Genomic DNA, 15,785 nt, shown 5'->3' with positions numbered 1-15,785 from the left:
CGTCGCTGACGGGGCAGCGCCGTACGCGCGAACTTCACCAGTGAGGAGTCCACCACGTGCCCAAGTCGGCCGATGCTTCATCCGCGACGGCGAACCGCTCGTACCGTGACGTGCTGCGCAACAAGCGCGTGGCCGGGCTGCTGCTCGGCGACATGCTGGCCAACATCGGCACCGGCATGATCATCGTGGCCATGCCCGTGCAGACCCTGCGCATCCACGGGCACCTACCCCCGGCGATCGCCGTCGGGATGGTGGAGGCGGCCCCGTTCATCCTGTCCACGGTCCTGGCACTCGGCATCGGCCTGGGCCGGGTCCGGATACCGCCCCGTACCCTGCTGATCGCCGACTGCGCGCTGCGGGCGCTGACCTTCACCGGCCTGGGCATGGCCGCGGTGACCGACCGGCTCAGCCTGCCCCTGCTGGTCGCCGGGCTGCTGCTGGGCGCGGCCTTCCGGATGGCCGGTGCGAGCAGCCGCCGTCTGCTCGTCACCTCGATGGCGGACGAGGCGGAACGGTACGGCGTCAACGGACTGCTGGGCCTGAACAGCAATGTCGCACTCTACGTACTGGGGCCCGTGGCAGGCGGGCTCATGGTGGCGGCCGACGGGCCCGGCGCGGTGTTGTTCGTCGACGCGTGCGGCGCGCTGCTGCTGATGGCCTGCGTACTGCGCTGGGTGCCGCGGACGGGGGCGGAGCCGAAGGAGCCCACGGACGCGCGGCCGGACGAGTCGGGCTGGCGCATCCTGCGCCGCCGCCCCGTGGCCGCCCGGCTGCTGGTCGTGGTGTTCTTCTTCAACTTCTTCTACATGCCGATCGAGGTGGCACTGCCCCTGTACGTCCAGGGCACCCTGCACAGCGGCGCGTCCGGTCTCGGCCTGCTCTGGAGCACCCTGGGCGTCGGCGCGATCGTGGGTGCCGCTCTGGTCAACCTGATGCGCGGCCTCCCCCAGCGCCTGCTGCTCGTCGCGATCATCGGCCTGTGGGCGCTCTGCCCGATCGCCCTGGCCGCCGTGGACAACCTGACCGCCGCGATGATCGTGTTCGCGCTGGGCGGTCTGGTCTGGGCGCCGTTCACCCCCGTCGCGTACAGCTTCCTGCAGTCAGGCCTGCGGCCCGGCGAGCAGCAGCCGGTGGTGACGCTCTGGACGACGGGGGCGACGATCGCGGCCCCGCTGGGCCTCGCGGCCGGCGGCCCGCTCATCCAGCTGACCGGCACGGGCACCGGCCTGGTCGTCTCGGGCCTCCTCACCCTCCTGCTGGTGCCGGTCGCGGCGGTCAGCGTCCTGACACGGTCACCCGAGAAGACCCTCCCTCGCCCGGCGCGACCGTGAGGGCCGAGGGAGAACAAAAGCCAGCAGTCCGCCCAGAACGGAGGCGGTGCCGCCGATCCACATCGCCGTGCGCAGGCCGTCCGCCACCGCCTGCGCCGCGGATGGATCGCCGAGGCCCGCCGTGGCGACGGCCACCAGGACGGCCAGGCCCGCTGCGCCGCCGACCTGCTGGGCGGTGGTGGCCACGGCGGACGCGATGCCCGCCTCGCTGGAGTGTACGCCCGAGGCGGCGCACACGAACATCGCCGGGAAGGTCACACCTCCGCCGACGCCCCAGACCACCACGCCCGGCAGCAGCGTCCAGTAGGAGGCTCCGGTCGACATGGCCACCGCCAGCGCGACCATGCCCGTGCCGTTCACCGCCATCCCGGCGAAAAGCGTCACGCGGGGGCCCCAGCGGACGAGCAGCGCACCGGCCAGCCGCAGCGACGCGCCCATGGAGATGACCGTCAGCGGAACGAAGGCGAGCCCGGCCTCCAGCGCCTCGTACCCGAGCACCCCCTGCAGATAGGTGGTGAACAGGTAGTACGCGCCACCCAACGCGCTCTGGAAGACCAGAATCACGCCGATCGCCGTCACCAGCCCGCGGTCGGCGAACAGCCGCAGCGGCACCAGCGCGTCCTTCGTTCTCCCCTCGACCAGGGCGAATGCCGCCAGCAGCAGCAGACCGGCCGCCACCGAACCCAGACCGCGCACCGAGACCCATCCCGCCTCCGGGCCGCTGACCAGTCCGAGCACCAGCAGCGCCGATCCGAGCGTGGCCAGGACCGCGCCGGGCACGTCGAACCCGCCGCGCGTCACCGCGCGCCGCTCGTCCGGCGGAAGGACGACCGGGGCGAGCGCGGCGGCGGCCAACGCCAGCGGCACCAGGACGAACAGCACCCACTCCCAGCCCCATGCCTGGGTGAGCAGGCCGCCTGACAGCGCGCCGGCCGCCAGCCCGCCGCTGCCGGCCGCGCCCCAGACGGCCAGAGCGCGGGTTCGCGCCGGGCCCTCCTCGAAGCGGGTGTTGATCAGCATCAGGGTGGCGGGGGACAGCAGCGCACCGCCGAAGCCTTGCACCGCCCGCGCGGCGACGAGTACGCCCGGCTCCGTGGCGAACCCGCCGGCCAGGCACGCCAACCCGAAGATCACCGAGCCGAGGACGAACACCCGCCGTCCTCCCACCCGGTCGACGAGCCGCCCGCCGAACAGCAGGAACCCGCCGAACGCGACCGCGTACGCGCTGACGACCCACTGCAGCGACTGGGCGGAGAAACCGACGGCCTGCCCGATGTCGGGCAGCGCGACATAGACGATGTTGTAGTCGACCGCGACGGTGAACTGGGCGAACGCCAAGAGCGCCAGCATCCGGCCGGTTCCGGTGAGCACGGTGGTGCCTCGGGATAAACCCAGATTCATAGCTAATCCTCCAGTGTGCCGTCTATAAACTGAACGCCGTGTAGTTACTGCACGAAGATTAGCCACTGAACGCTGTAGGCTGTCAAGCGTGGGCGATCAGATGCTGAGCCGGCGCGCCCGGCTGCGGGCCGAGACCATTGCCGAGATCCGCGCGATCGCGTTGAAGCTCATGGCCGAGGGCGGCCCCGACGCGATCTCGCTACGCGCCATCGCGCGCGAGATGGGCATGACCGCGGGCGCCATCTACGGCTACTTCCCGACCCGCGACGACCTGATCACCACGCTGATCCGGGACGTGCACACCTCGCTGGTCGACGCGCTGGAGGCGGGGCGCGACACCGTACCCCGGGATGATCCCGCCGGCCGGATCCTGGCCTGGGCGCTGGCCTTCCGCGAGTGGGCGCTGGCCAACCCGCAGGGCTTCCGGCTGATCTACGGCGACCCGGTGCCCGGCTACCAGGTCCCCGAAGGCGGTGCCGCGCCCGAGGCCGAACACCGCACCTGCATGGGACTGACGGGCCTCGTCGCCGGTGCCTGGCCGCAGACCGAACGGATCCGTCCCACGGACGCCTACGAATGGACCGACTTCGACGAAGCCCTGGTCACGAAGGTCCGTGCGGAGTTCCCCGGCCTGCCGCCCGCCGCGATCGCCGAGGCGCTGCGCATGTGGGGCCGCCTGCACGGCCTGCTCTCCCTGGAGATCTACGGTCATCTGAGCGGACAGACCCGCAACCCGGCCAAGATCTACCGCGCCGAGATCACCGAACTGGTCCGGTCCCTGGGCCTCACCTCCCTCAGCTGAAAGCGCGTTCATCTTTGGTACGCGACGTCTGTCATCCGTATGCGCCTCCCAAGCGGTAGTCATCGCCGGAGACAACGAGACGGAGATGATCGATGGACGACGGGTTCGCCGAGTATGTGGCACAGCGGCACTTACGGCTGTGCCGGATGGCATACCTCCTCGCCCGGGACTGGGGCACGGCCGAGGATCTGGTGCAGACCGCGCTGGCGAAGGCATGGATCGCCTGGCGGCGGATCGAGGGTAACCCCGACCCCTACGTCTATCGGATCATCGTGAACACCCACGCGTCGTGGTGGCGCAGGCGTTGGCACGGGGAAGTGCCGGCCGAGAGCATCCCTGAGACGGCCGATCCACGCGACCCGGCCGCCGAGGTGGCCGACCAGGCCGCGATGTGGAGCGCCATCGGCACACTTTCCGCACGCCAGCGCGCGGTGGTCGTTCTGCACTACTTCGAGGGACGGACGCTCACCCAGGTCGCCGACATCGTCGGGTGCTCACTGGGGGCGGTGAAGAGCCAGCTCAGCCGAGCCCTCACCCGTCTTCGGGTCGATCCGGACATTCAGAGCATGAACTTGGAGAGGGTCCAGCGATGAGGCACACCGAGAGCGACCTGCGGCAGTTCCTGACCGAGTACGGCCAGGACCGTGCCGGTGGCGAACCGCCTGCTCATGTCGACGCGATCGTACGGCGGGGCCGTCGCATACGCCGTACTCGGCGGGCGCTGACGGCCGGGTCGGCCATGGCCGTCGCCGTCACGGCCGTCGGACTGGTGAACGGCCTGCTGGCCGGACCACCCCGGGCGGACAACACGTCGGCCGCCCAGCGTGCTGCGGACTCGGCTCAGGTCGATCCCGGGCCGAAGCTCCCCACAAGCTTTCCCGTGGTGCTGGGAGCGAAGAAATTCGATCTCCCCCTCATGTCCTCCCAGCGGTTCGAGACGATGGGCGTCGGCCGAACGGTGACCTTCACCCCGACCAGTTTCTACACCGGGTACAAGGTGGTCTGCGACGATCCGCAGGCGTGGGTGGTCACAGCGGAAAAGCTCAAGGGCGGCGAACTGGGTGGTGCGATCGGACAGTGCAAGGATTCATCGGGCGGGCATCACGACGAGCTTTCGGCGCCCACCGACTGGCTGAAGCATCCGCAGTCCCTGCAAATTTGGGTTTTTCCGGCGGACGCCCCCATCTGGGAGGTGGCGAAAACCGTCAAGGAATGCAAGCCGACCCCGAAGTCGGAGGGGTGCGACAAGGACACCGTTTCCAGGATCCTGCGGCACCCCGAGGTGCGCGAACGGCTGTCGGCCGAGGTCGGTGAACGGCCAGGCAGCTGGGCCGTAGGGGTCTACGACCGACCCGCCGGAGCCGAGTCCGTACCGACCGGCGAACCTTCGGCAGGAGCCGAGTCCCCGGCGGCTCGGTAGGGCCCGAGAAAGCGTCACACTCGCCGCATCTCACCACCAAGCGTCGATCCCCTGCGTCGCCATCGGAAGACCCGCTTTACTCACCCCTGGAACCCGGCCCTCGCGCTGATCGTTAAGGCGGGCGGCTGACACAACCAATCTCGACAACAGGGAGACGACAGCGTGGTCTTCAAGCGGATGCTGGGTGCCTTCGGCGTGGGCGCGCCCTCGGTGGACACCGTCCTTTCCACCTCGCGGATCCAGCCGGGCGGCATGCTGGCCGGCGAGGTACGACTCAAGGGCGGCGACTTCGACGCCGAGATCGAACACATCACCCTCGGCCTCGTGGCCCGGGTGGAGATCGAGCACGGCGACGGCGAGCATGGCGGCCTGGGCGAGTTCTCCCGCGCCCAGGTCTCGGGCCCGTTCACGCTGCGTCAAGGCGAGAACCGCAGCCTCGACTTCCAGATCCCGGTGCCGTGGGAGACGCCGATCAGCGAGATCGACGGCCGGCAGCTGACCGGCATGGCGCTGGGCGTACGCACCGAACTGGCCATCGCCAAGGCCATCGACAAAGGCGACCTGGACATGATCGCGGTCGAACCCCTGCCCTCCCAGCTCCGCATCCTCCAGGCGTTCCTGCAGCTCGGTTTCCACTTCAAGTCCGCCGATCTGGAGGCCGGCCGGCTGTACGGCGTGCACCAGGACCTGCCGTTCTACCAGGAGATCGAGTTCTACCCGCCCGCCCAGCACGCCGGAGTCCTGGGCGAGGTCGAGGTCACCTTCGTGGCCGGCCCGGCGGGTCTAGAAGTCATCCTGGAGGCCGACAAGCGTGCCGGCCGTTACTCCGGCGACGCCATCGGCCGCTTCAACGTCAGCCACGATGACGCGCTTCGTACCGACTGGGCCGGCGAGCTCAACCGCTGGCTGGCCGGACTGACCCAATACGGCCACGCCGGGTTGCTCGGCGGCCATGGCGCCGAACACGGCGGCTACGGTCACCACGATTCACACCATCACCATCACAGCGACGGCCCCGGCTGGGGAACGGTGGCGGCGGCCGGAGCCGCGGGCGTGGTCGGCGGGTTCGTCGCGGCCGAGGTCGTCGAAGAGATCTTCGAAAGCGACGAGGACGAAGGCGGCGACTGGTAACGAGTCAGACGCCGCTGTCCAGGGGGACGGCCCGCTGACCAGGCTTCGCCGCCTGGTCAGCGGGCGGCCTCTGCCAGGGGCCATGATCACCTGATGGGCCGGGTCCCGGATCCGGCCCGTAGAGTCGCACTCTGATGGAAATCGTGAACTCCGTCCTCTTCATCGCGCTGCTCCTGCTGATGCTGGCCTGGCCGGTGCCGGCACTGGCGGCTCTCGTGCTCCCGGCTCTCGCGCTGCGCGCCCGAAGCCGGCGGCGGGCGGGATGGTCGCTGCCCGCAGCGACGCTGTGTGCGGCGATCGCCTCCTACGGATACGGGCTGAAGTCGACGACCTTCGGGGCCTGGACGGACCCGGACGACCGGTGCGGGCTGGTCCGGCCGGACCTGTACAGCTACGGCTACCGCGGTCCCGCGAACGGGTCACAGGACATGTGGCCGCTGCGCGACACCACATGCGGCCCTGACCTGGTGCCCGGCTTCGTCAACCCGCTGGTGGCCGGATCGGTGGCGCTGTTCGCGGCTTCCGTGCTGATCATGGCGGTGGTGACGATCAGAGCAAGGCGCCCCAGCGCGGTTTGAACAGGGCGTACTCACCGGTCAGCAGATCAACATCCCGGACCTTCATTTCCCCGCGCGCCGACCTGGCTGAGTGTGGCCACGCTACGGTCGATGCCGCAGCGGGAGACGACGGTGAGCTTCGAATGCCGCACCTCCGGGCTGCGGCGCCACCACTTCAGCGGGGCGCTGCTCATCGACGTGCTCCGGTCGGCCGAGCCGCTGTTCGACCCGGCGGAGCGCAAGGACCGGCTGCGCTTCCTGATCTCGGTACTGGGGCGGGACGGCCATCGCGCGGTGCTGTCGTGGGGTGAGATCGATCCGGAGTTCGGCAACACCCCGGCGCTGCTCGCCGTCACCATGGACTGCCGGAATCTCGACGATCAGGGCCCGCACCTGGTGGTGCCGGGAGATCGCTGCGGGGGCAGGCACATCAGTCAGATCGCGGAGATCAGGTTGTGCGCCGACGACCGGTTATGGGGATGAATGCCGGCAAGAGCAGGGTGGATCGACCCAATGCAGCGCGATGTAGGCCTCCGCCTGGCCGCAGTAGCGCACCCGCTCGCGGGTGACGCGGTAGCGGGCGCGGGTCTCGGGCTCGTCGGGCGAGCGTCGCGGGACGGGAACCGTCAAGACGCCGATGTCCTGGTCGATGTGGGTGAGCAGGCCGTGGCACGGGCCGCCGAGGCAGATGGCGTTGCCGTCGTGGCAGTCGTCCGGCGGGTGCGCGCTCATGCCGGATAGGCGTGCGTCTCGGTGGCCTTCACCGACGCCCAGATCCGCTGGCCGGGGGTGAGGTCGAGGTCGGCGAGGGCGGCCGGGGTGATGTCGGCGAAGGCGGTGATGGGGCCGCCGAGGTGGACGCGTACGTTGTCGCCGTGCCGCTCGATGCCGTCGATCGTGGCGTGCCACAGGTTGCGCGGGCTGCCGTCGGGCCGGGTGCGGTAGAGGGCGACGGCGGCGGGCGGGAAGGCCACGAACACGGGGCCTTGGAGGTGTTCGGTGGTGCTGAGCAGTAGCTCGCCTACCTTGACCCGATGGCCGTCGGCCAGGCCCTGGTAGAGGTTGAGCCCGACCAGCCGGGCCACATAGTCGGTACGGGGCTGGCGGGCCACTTCGGCGGGGCCGCCCTGCTGGACGATGGCGCCGTTCTCGATCACGATGAGCCGGTCGGCGAGCACCATGGCGTCGAGCGGGTCATGGGTGACCAGAACGGTGGCGCCGTCGAAGTCGGCCAGGTGGCGGCGCAACTGCGAGCGGATCTCCAGCCGGGTGTGCGCGTCGAGCGCCGCGAGCGGCTCGTCGAGCAGCAGCAGGCGCGGGTGTACGGCCAGCGCGCGGGCCAGGGCGACGCGCTGGGCCTGGCCGCCGGACAACTGCCGGGGCTTGGCCGCGGCGCGATCGGCCAGGCCGACGCGTTCCAGCAGGGCGGCGGCGGTACGGCGGGCCTCGGCCTTGGAGGCGCCGTGGCAGCGCGGCCCGAAGGCGACGTTGTCCAGTGCCGTCAGGTGCGGGAAGAGCAGGTAGTCCTGGAAGACCATGCCGATGGGCCGCTCCTCGGCGGCCTGGGCGTGCAGTGGGAGGCCGTCGAGGGTGATCTGCCCATCGGACAGGGGAGTGAGCCCGGCCAGGGCGCGCAGGGCGGTGGTCTTGCCCGCGCCGTTCGGGCCGAGCAGCGCGACCACTTCGCCGGGGGCGGCCTCCAGGGTGATGTTCAGAGCGAACGCGGGCCGGGTGACGACCAGCCGGGCACGCAGGCCGTCGGTCATGGGGAGTTCACCCACCGGTCGCGCAGGCTCGACAGGATGATCACCGAGACGGCGAGCAGGACGAGACTGAGCACGATGGCGGCCTCCGGCTCGGTCTCCAGCGCCAGGTAGACGGCCAGGGGCATGGTCTGCGTAGTCCCGGGGAAGTTGCCGGCGAAGGTGATGGTCGCGCCGAACTCACCCAGCGCCCGCGCCCAGCACAGCACCGCCCCGGCCACGACGCCCGGGGCGATGAGCGGCAGCGTGACGCGCCGGAACACGATCCAGCGCGAGGCCCCGAGCGTCGCGGCCGCCTCCTCGAAGCGCTGGTCGGCGGCACGTAGCGCGCCTTCGACGCTGATCACCAGGAACGGCATCGCCACGAACGCCTCGGCGACGACGACCCCGGCGGTGGTGAAGGGCAGCGTGAGCCCGAACGTCGCCTCCAGCCATTGCCCGATCAGCCCCCGCCGGCCCAGTACGAGCAGCAGCGCCACCCCGCCGACCACCGGCGGCAGCACCAAGGGCACGGTGACCAGGGCCCGCACCAGGCGCCGGCCGGGGAAGGACACCCGGGCCAGCAGCCAGGCCAGCGGCACCCCGAGCAGCAGGCACACGGCCGTCGCGATGGTGGCGGTCACCAGCGACAGCCGCAGCGCCTGCAGCACCTGCGGCTCGGCCAGCCGTTCCAGCAGGGTCGGCCAGGGCGCCCGTATCAGCAACCCGGCCAGCGGCAACACCAGGAAGGCCAGCCCGAGCACGGCCGGCACCACCAGCACCCAGGGCAGCCGACCGGACACCGCGGCTGCCCCGCCGCGCAGCTGTTCGCGGCGGGAGCGGTGCGGCGCTGAAGGGATCATCTCCGTCAGGGAGCCTCGAACCCGGCCTTGGTCAGCACGTCCTTGCCCTGCGGCGACAGCACCAGGTCGACGAACTGCTTGGCCAGGTCACCCGCGGGCGCCTTGGTCAGAGTGGCGATCGGGTAGTCGTTGATCGCCTTGTCCGCCTCGGGGAACTCGATGCCCTTCACCTTGCCCGCCGAGGCGAGCACGTCGGTCTTGTAGACCAGCGCGGCGTCCACCTCTCCGAGCTCGACCTTGGTCAGGGTGGCCTTGACGTCCTGCTCCAGAGTGACCGGCTTGACCTTCAGCCCGGCCGCGTCCAGCGCCTTGACCGCCGCCGCGCCGCACGGCACCTGCTCGGCGCACAGGGCGACCTTCACCTTGGGGTCGGTCAGGTCTTTCAGGTCGTCCACCTTGGCCGGGTTGTCGGCGGGTACGGCGATCTGCAGCTTGTTGCGGACGAACGTGGTCGGCGCGCTCGCCAGAGAGGCGTCGGTCACCGTCTTCATGGTGGCCGGACTGGCCGCGGCGAACACGTCGGCCGGAGCCCCCTGGGTGATCTGCTGGGCCAGCGTGGCGCTGGAGCCGAAGTTGAACTTCACCGTGGTGCCCGGGTGGGCGGCCTCGAAGGTCTTGCCGAGCTCGGTGAACGTACCGGTCAGAGACGCGGCGGCGAACACCGTCACCTCCTTGGCCCCGCCACCGGCAGACGCCGAAGCCGAGGCGGAGGTGCCGGACGTGGCCGGTTCGCCGGAGCCGCAACCGGCCAGGCCCGCCAGCGCGAGCGCGACGGGCACGGCGATCGCCCACCGGGAAAGACGCCTGAACACCAATGTGGCTCCTTACTGGCTGCCGGCCACGCGTTCGTGGCCGGGAATCTCGACGACGACGTTGGTGGACTTGATCACGGCGACCGCCACCACCCCCGGCTCCAAACCCAGCTCATCAGCGGCCTGACGGCTCATCAGCGACACCACTCGGTACGGTCCCGCCGCGATCTCCACCTGCGCCATCACCGCATCCCGGATCACCTCGGTCACGATCCCGCGAAAGCGGTTACGCGCCGAGGACCGGCCACCATCGCTGGCCGCCTCGATCTGCGCACGGGCGAAGGCGGCCAGATCCGCGCCGTCCAGGCGCCGATGACCGTGCTCGTCCCGCCCGGCCGCCAGCCGTCCCGCGTCCACCCACCGGCGCACGGTGTCGGAGCTGACCCCGAGCAACGCGGCGGCCTCGCTGATCCGGAACGTCGTCACAAGCAATCACCATACCCTTCGCACATTCCAGGCTGAAGACCGGTCTTTCGCCGCAAGAGCGATACGATCAACAGTTTTGTCATGGCATCCACGAGACCCCAGCCCGTCACCCGATTCGTCTGATACCAGCCCGTCCAAAAAAGGCCCTCCGCTACGCTCCGGACGCTCTCCCAGGCGGGCTGCCCGCCCCTGAAGGGCCTCGCTGCGCTCGGACGCCTTCCTAGCACGCTTCGCCGGGCCGCCTGGGCGGAGCGGGACAAGATGGACTCGAAACCGGCACCGATTCCTATCCCTGGCACCCACCCGACGATCGGGGCGAGGTTGGCGTCGATGGTCGCGCCGACGACAGGGGTCAGCGCGCCGATGAGGCCTGGGCCGCCTGCAAGCAAGGTGGAACACGTTGCTCGCGACCTCATGCCGCCTGCGACGCACCTTCGGGCGCGGCTGTTCGCTGTGCGCGGTGAATCGCTCGCCCGGTCAGGACCCGGACCGCGAACGCGACCTGCCAGAGTCCGATGAAGAGTGTCGGCAGCCGCTCGAAGAAGCCGGCCGGAGAGTCTCCGCCGTCGTGGCCCTGAGCCGCCGCGACAGTCGCGAAGAACGCTGCGACCGCGACGAGGGACAAGGCGCCGCTGGCGATCGAGAAGGCGGACCAACCGCGGAGCGGGCGGTGCGCTGTGGCGAATGCGGCGGCCGAAAAGGCCAGGAACACCACCAGGGCGGCGAGATTGTGCACGGTGCCGCCCGGGGTGATGACGGCAGGCTCGCCGGCCGGGAAGCCGAGGATCGGATCCGTTCGGAACGGGCCGATGAGGATGAGGCTCAGTCCGGCGGTGACGAGGAGTGCGTATCCCCGCCTGTTGATGGTGCCTGAACGTCTGAGTCCTTCGGCGAAGCACAGCGTGAGCACTCCGTAGAGCACGAAGTTGGCGATCTGGAGCCAGCCATGGGGGGCCAGGCTGAGCGCGCTGATGGTGTCGTGCCAGGAGCTGTAGCCGGGCTGTGTCGCCCCGTTGACGAGGTAGGCCGTGATGAAGGTGACCGGACCGGCCGCACCCAGCGCCAGCAGGATGTGTGTACGAGGTATGCCCATGCGTACATCGTACACAGGTTAAAATACGTTGTACGCACTTGAGAGGAAGCGGCATGACATCCCTGTGGGAGCGGCTCGAAGAGACCTCCACCGCGGCACGGCAGGCCCTGTCCGCCCAGCGGATCGCGGCGGCGGCGGTGGCCATCGCCGACGCCGAGGGGCTCGACGCCATCACGATGCGACGCCTGGCCACCGAGTTGGGCGTCGCTCCGATGTCCGCCTACCGTCACGTGTCGGGCAAGGACGATGTCCTGGAGCTGATGGTCGACCTCGTCTACGGCGAGGTGAATGTCCCGGACGGTGCCGACTGGCGGGAGACCCTGCGTGCACTGGCCATGGGCATTCGCGCCCTGGTGCTGAAGCACCCTTGGCTCACCCGGCTCTCCACTTCGCAGATGGTGTACGAGCTGACGCCCAACCGGATGGACCTCACGGAGCGAGCGCTCGCCGCGCTGCACAGCCTGAACCTCGACGTTGACACGGAAATGAGCGTTTTCCGCACGGTCGCCGCCTACGTGCACGGTGCCACCAGCGCCGAGATCGGTCTACGGCAACTGATGGACGACCGAGGCTGGACCAGCGGCGACGAGACCCGGGCGGGGCTTTCTGGACAGATGACCTGGCTGTTGAACACGGGCCGCTATCCGGCGTTCCAACGCTATGTCCATGAAGGCGCTCGCAAGGATGACCTGCAATGGCAGTTCGAGACCGGGCTGGAACACGTCCTCGACGGCATCGCCGCCCGCCTCGGCTGAGGCGGCCAGAAACTCGACGGGGACCTTGTTGCCCGGTTTGTGGCGGTCGCCTCATCCCTGATGGGCGAGCGGCAGGCGGAGGATGAAGCGCGCGCCGTGGGTGGGCGGGGTTTCCACGTGCAGAGTCCCGTGGTGGGCGTGGGCGATCTCGCGGGCGATGGCCAGGCCGAGACCGGTGCCTCCCGCGCCGCGGCTGCGGGCGGTGTCGAGCCGGGTGAAACGCTGGAAGATGTTCTCGCGTTCGGACGCCGGGACTCCCGGGCCGTCGTCGGTGATGGTGAGCTCGGCGTTGTCGCCACTGCGGCGCAATCCGACGTCGATGCGGCGCGCCGCGTGACGCTGCGCGTTGTCGAGCAGGTTGGTCAGTACCCGGCCGATCTGCCCGGGGATGGCGTCGACCACCACACCGGGTTCGAGCCGGAGCCGCACGGGGTGCGGATCGTGCGCGTGGAGCGGCATTTCCGTCTCGATCAGCCGTGTCAGGTCCACGCTTTCCAGCGTCACGTCCTGGTCGGCCCCCAGCCTGGCCAGGAGGAGGAGGTCGGTGGTGATGGCCTGCAGCCGATCCACGTCGCTCAGGGCGCGTTCGAGCAGGTCGCTGAGGTCGGTCTCCCCAGGATGGAGTTGCGCCTCCTCCAGTTGGGCCCGCAGCCCGGCCACCGGGGTGCGCAGCTCGTGGGAGGCGTCGGTGGTGAAGCGCCGCTGCCGATCGAGGGACTCTCGCAGCCCCGCCTGCAGGCGTTGCAACTCCTGGACGCGGGCGCGTTCCCTGTCGTAGAGGCGGGCTCGTGCCAGGGCCTGGGATATCAGCCCGCTGAGCGCTGTGAGCAGCGTACGCTCATCGCCGGGGAAGCGGTGGGGGTGGTCGTAGGAGATCACGCAGCACCCCCGGAACTGGCCGGGCACGAGCAGCGGCAGGATCGCCCAGGCGTCCATCCCCGAGTTGTCGACACTGTGGTCGGCCATCCAGCGGGCGAAGTCCGGATAGCGCTGATGGTGCTCGGCCCTGGAGATGAGGAAGACCGGGGCACGCGATCGCAGGGCGTCGAAGAGGGCGGACGACTCCATCAGCGCCTGGTCCTCCAGCCGGTCAAGGACGTCCGCGGCGTAGTTGAAGGCTCCGGCCACGTGCAGGTGGCCGCGGTCGATGGTCAGCATGAGCAGTCCTGCCGCGCCGAACGACGGAAGCACCCGCTCGACGACGACCCGCACGAGGTCAAAGGCGGTCACGGCGTCACCGAGGGCTCGGGTCAGCTCCTGGATCCAGGCGGCCCGCTCGGCGGTGGCCCGCTCGGCGGCCTCGCGTTCGACCTCCCTCAGACGCTTGTCGGTGATGTCGGTGAGATAGAGGGTCAGGCCGTCGGGCACCGGCAACAGCCGCACGTGGTACCAGCGACCGTCGGTCGGCCACTGCATGTCGAGAGTGGCGGGCTCCCGCTCGGCGGCGGCCCGGTGGCACTCCGCCTGTAGGTCCGGCAACTTCCCTGTCGGCAGGTCCCACAGCACCTGACCGTAGGGGTCGATGACCTTCAGGAGGCGTTCGGCATCGAGGTTGACGAAGGTGAGCCGCCAGTCGCGATCCATCGCAAGGAAGGCATCGCTCATGTAGCGCAGCGCGCGACTGACCGATTCACGGGCGATATGGCTCTCCGTGGTGTCCCAGACCGTGCCGATCATGCGGACCGGCTCGCCGCTCTCATCCAGCACCAACCGGCCGCGTGCCTGTACCCAGCCCGTGGTGCCGTCCGGACGGCGGGCACGGTACTCGACCTCGTACAGCTTCCTGGTACGGATGGCCTCCTCGGTGGTGGCCATCACCCGGGGATGGTCATCTGGGTGGACGAGGTTGACCCAGTAGTCAATCGTGTGGGGGCCGGTTTCCGCATCGATCCCCATGATGGTCAGGGCGGCCTCGTCCCAGTGCAACTCGCCGGTGAGGATGTTCCAGTCCCAGGATCCGATCCTGGTCGCCTTCAGAGCCTCCCGGAGATGGGAGCCGGCGGAGAAATCCCCCTCCCACGGGCACCAGTTGTCTGAGCCGGTGCTGGACACGGCCAGTCGCCGGGTCAGCCAACGGGCCAACGACCGCAGGAACGCCCGCTGGCGGCCGGTTGGCTTCGCGGCCCCGCAGGCGAGTACGGACAGCACGCCGATCGCCGCTTCGCGTACGCGTACGCGAAGCGGCACGGTCGTCAGGGTCGCGATGGGCGGGATGGTCGCGACCGTCTCCTCAGCGCTCTCGCGCTCGGCGACCAGGGTGACGGACGTGCACGCGGGCGCCCCGTCGCGCAACGCCCGGACGATGGCGTCCTGAATCTCGCCCCACGCCTTCAGCTGGGCGGCAGGCATCCCGGAAGTCGCCACCAGACGCGGCTTCTCGTTGCCGACCAGCGCTCCGGACCAGTGCACCATCCCACTCAGCCCGCGCAGTTCGGCGACCGCCTGGTCCAACGCGTACTTCAGCACTTCGGTCTCGCCGAGGCCGACGGAGGCGAGCGCGAGCTTACGCAGCCGCTGGTCCGGAGCATCGGCGACCCAGGTTTCGTTCCTCGCCATCCTCTTCCCCCAGTTGCCACAACAGAGGCATGACACCGGACCGACCTAAAAGCCCAGATTATTTATCGTAGCCACCTGTTTTTCGAAGAAAAGCAAAGCTTCCGGCGAACGGAGACACGGCCGGTTTAGACCATTGCATTTCAGGGGGAATGTTTTGCTATTTCGGCGTTGACACCCCAGCGGCATGCTCGGATCAGGCGTCTGATAGAAGGTATTTCGCTAGGTTGAGCGGACGAATTCGCGGAGATGGAGAGGAACCTCACCCCCTCGTGAACGTGGGCATCATCGGGCAGGCCGGCGGCCTGTTCGCCGTCACCAACATCGACGACATCGTGATCCTCGCGCTGTTCTTCGCCCAAGGGGCCGGGCACCGCGGCGCCACCTCGCGGATCATCCTGGGGCAGTACCTCGGGTTCACCGCCATCCTCGCCGTCGCCACCGCGGCCGCCTTCGGCGCCACCTTCCTGCCCGAGCCCGTCATCCCCTACCTCGGCCTGCTGCCCCTGGCCCTGGGCCTCAAGGCCGCCTGGCAGGCATGGCGCAGCCACAACAACGGCGAGAACACCGGCAACGAGCAGACCGAGACAGGCGGCCCCAGGGCGTTGGAGGTCGCCGCGGTCACCTTCGCCAACGGCGGCGACAACATCGGCGTCTACGTCCCCGTCCTCGCCACAGCCGGTTTCGGCGGGATGAGCGTCTACGCGGTCGTCTTCCTCGTCCTGGTGGCCGTCTGGTGCCTGGCGGGCAGGTTCTTCGCCACCCGGCCCGTCATCGCCAAGGCCCTCAGCCGATGGGGCCACCTCCTCCTGCCCATCGTCCTGATCGCGCTCGGCCTGCTCATCCTCATCCAAGGCGGCGCCTTCGGTCTCTAGACGAGTAAGTCCTAAGTCGTCTAG

The 15,785-nt window shown here is 69.6% G+C and carries 17 protein-coding genes; 9 read left to right on the top strand and 8 right to left on the bottom strand.

Going from position 1 to position 15,785, the window contains the following annotated elements; genetic code table 11:
• Window positions 1–56 precede the first annotated feature (56 nt).
• Window positions 57–1,331: an MFS transporter gene (locus AB0F17_RS25245; RefSeq protein WP_358027009.1), complete on the top strand. Its 1,275-nt coding sequence runs from the start codon at window positions 57–59 to the stop codon at window positions 1,329–1,331.
• Here the strand turns inward: AB0F17_RS25245 and AB0F17_RS25240 are convergent.
• Window positions 1,293–2,732, bottom strand: a complete 1,440-nt coding sequence (locus AB0F17_RS25240) for an MFS transporter (RefSeq protein WP_358027006.1) — start codon at window positions 2,730–2,732, stop codon at window positions 1,293–1,295. The two genes, AB0F17_RS25245 and AB0F17_RS25240, sit on opposite strands and share 39 nt — an antisense overlap.
• Before the next feature lie 88 nt (window positions 2,733–2,820).
• Here AB0F17_RS25240 and AB0F17_RS25235 point away from each other — a divergent pair, with 88 nt between their 5' ends.
• The 6 genes from AB0F17_RS25235 to AB0F17_RS25210 all read left to right on the top strand — a co-directional run bounded on the left by AB0F17_RS25235 (window position 2,821) and on the right by AB0F17_RS25210 (window position 7,125).
• Entirely contained in the window at window positions 2,821–3,534 is a 714-nt protein-coding gene (locus tag AB0F17_RS25235) for a TetR/AcrR family transcriptional regulator (RefSeq protein ID WP_358027004.1), read from the top strand.
• Window positions 3,535–3,626: 92 nt separating this feature from the next.
• Window positions 3,627–4,127, top strand: a complete 501-nt coding sequence (locus tag AB0F17_RS25230; RefSeq protein ID WP_358027001.1) for a SigE family RNA polymerase sigma factor — start codon at window positions 3,627–3,629, stop codon at window positions 4,125–4,127.
• A complete protein-coding gene (locus AB0F17_RS25225) occupies window positions 4,124–4,954 on the top strand; it encodes a hypothetical protein (RefSeq protein ID WP_358026998.1) in 831 nt (276 codons plus the stop codon). Before AB0F17_RS25230 ends, AB0F17_RS25225 begins: the two co-directional genes overlap by 4 nt.
• Before the next feature lie 162 nt (window positions 4,955–5,116).
• A complete protein-coding gene (locus AB0F17_RS25220) occupies window positions 5,117–6,085 on the top strand; it encodes a sporulation protein (protein ID WP_358026995.1) in 969 nt (322 codons plus the stop codon).
• A gap of 143 nt (window positions 6,086–6,228) precedes the next feature.
• Window positions 6,229–6,663, top strand: a complete 435-nt coding sequence (locus tag AB0F17_RS25215) for a hypothetical protein (RefSeq protein WP_358026993.1) — start codon at window positions 6,229–6,231, stop codon at window positions 6,661–6,663.
• A gap of 90 nt (window positions 6,664–6,753) precedes the next feature.
• Window positions 6,754–7,125 carry a hypothetical protein gene (locus AB0F17_RS25210; RefSeq protein WP_358026991.1) on the top strand — a complete coding sequence of 124 codons (372 nt, stop codon included), beginning with the start codon at window positions 6,754–6,756 and terminating at the stop codon, window positions 7,123–7,125.
• Here the strand turns inward: AB0F17_RS25210 and AB0F17_RS25205 are convergent.
• The 6 genes from AB0F17_RS25205 to AB0F17_RS25180 form a co-directional block, all read right to left on the bottom strand.
• On the bottom strand, window positions 7,114–7,374 hold the full coding sequence (locus AB0F17_RS25205) for a hypothetical protein (RefSeq protein ID WP_358026988.1): 261 nt from the start codon (window positions 7,372–7,374) through the stop codon (window positions 7,114–7,116). The genes AB0F17_RS25210 and AB0F17_RS25205 overlap by 12 nt on opposite strands.
• The gene (locus AB0F17_RS25200) at window positions 7,371–8,408 is read right to left on the bottom strand and encodes an ABC transporter ATP-binding protein (RefSeq protein WP_358026985.1); all 1,038 of its coding nucleotides are present in this window, start codon (window positions 8,406–8,408) and stop codon (window positions 7,371–7,373) included. Before AB0F17_RS25200 ends, AB0F17_RS25205 begins: the two co-directional genes overlap by 4 nt.
• Window positions 8,405–9,247, bottom strand: a complete 843-nt coding sequence (locus tag AB0F17_RS25195; RefSeq protein ID WP_358026983.1) for an ABC transporter permease — start codon at window positions 9,245–9,247, stop codon at window positions 8,405–8,407. The genes AB0F17_RS25200 and AB0F17_RS25195 overlap by 4 nt, the downstream gene beginning before the upstream one ends.
• A gap of 5 nt (window positions 9,248–9,252) precedes the next feature.
• Complete coding sequence (modA, locus tag AB0F17_RS25190; RefSeq protein WP_358026980.1) at window positions 9,253–10,062, bottom strand: molybdate ABC transporter substrate-binding protein; 810 nt, start codon at window positions 10,060–10,062, stop codon at window positions 9,253–9,255.
• Between the two features lie 9 nt (window positions 10,063–10,071).
• Window positions 10,072–10,485 carry a helix-turn-helix transcriptional regulator gene (locus AB0F17_RS25185; protein WP_219539641.1) on the bottom strand — a complete coding sequence of 138 codons (414 nt, stop codon included), beginning with the start codon at window positions 10,483–10,485 and terminating at the stop codon, window positions 10,072–10,074.
• Window positions 10,486–10,897: 412 nt separating this feature from the next.
• Window positions 10,898–11,578 carry a DUF998 domain-containing protein gene (locus tag AB0F17_RS25180; protein ID WP_358026978.1) on the bottom strand — a complete coding sequence of 227 codons (681 nt, stop codon included), beginning with the start codon at window positions 11,576–11,578 and terminating at the stop codon, window positions 10,898–10,900.
• Window positions 11,579–11,631: 53 nt separating this feature from the next.
• Here AB0F17_RS25180 and AB0F17_RS25175 point away from each other — a divergent pair, with 53 nt between their 5' ends.
• On the top strand, window positions 11,632–12,333 hold the full coding sequence (locus AB0F17_RS25175; protein ID WP_358026975.1) for a TetR/AcrR family transcriptional regulator C-terminal domain-containing protein: 702 nt from the start codon (window positions 11,632–11,634) through the stop codon (window positions 12,331–12,333).
• A gap of 51 nt (window positions 12,334–12,384) precedes the next feature.
• Here the strand turns inward: AB0F17_RS25175 and AB0F17_RS25170 are convergent, their stop codons facing one another.
• Window positions 12,385–14,889, bottom strand: coding sequence for an ATP-binding protein (locus AB0F17_RS25170; RefSeq protein WP_358026972.1), 2,505 nt, complete (start codon window positions 14,887–14,889; stop codon window positions 12,385–12,387).
• A gap of 269 nt (window positions 14,890–15,158) precedes the next feature.
• Here AB0F17_RS25170 and AB0F17_RS25165 point away from each other — a divergent pair, with 269 nt between their 5' ends.
• A complete protein-coding gene (locus AB0F17_RS25165) occupies window positions 15,159–15,761 on the top strand; it encodes a cadmium resistance transporter (protein ID WP_358026970.1) in 603 nt (200 codons plus the stop codon).
• The last annotated feature ends 24 nt before the right edge of the window (window positions 15,762–15,785 follow it).

Source organism: Nonomuraea sp. NPDC026600 (assembly GCF_040638335.1).
Taxonomy (GTDB): domain Bacteria; phylum Actinomycetota; class Actinomycetes; order Streptosporangiales; family Streptosporangiaceae; genus Nonomuraea.
The sequence above is the reverse complement of the archived record's forward strand: the minus strand, read 5'-3'. Positions and strand labels throughout refer to the sequence as shown.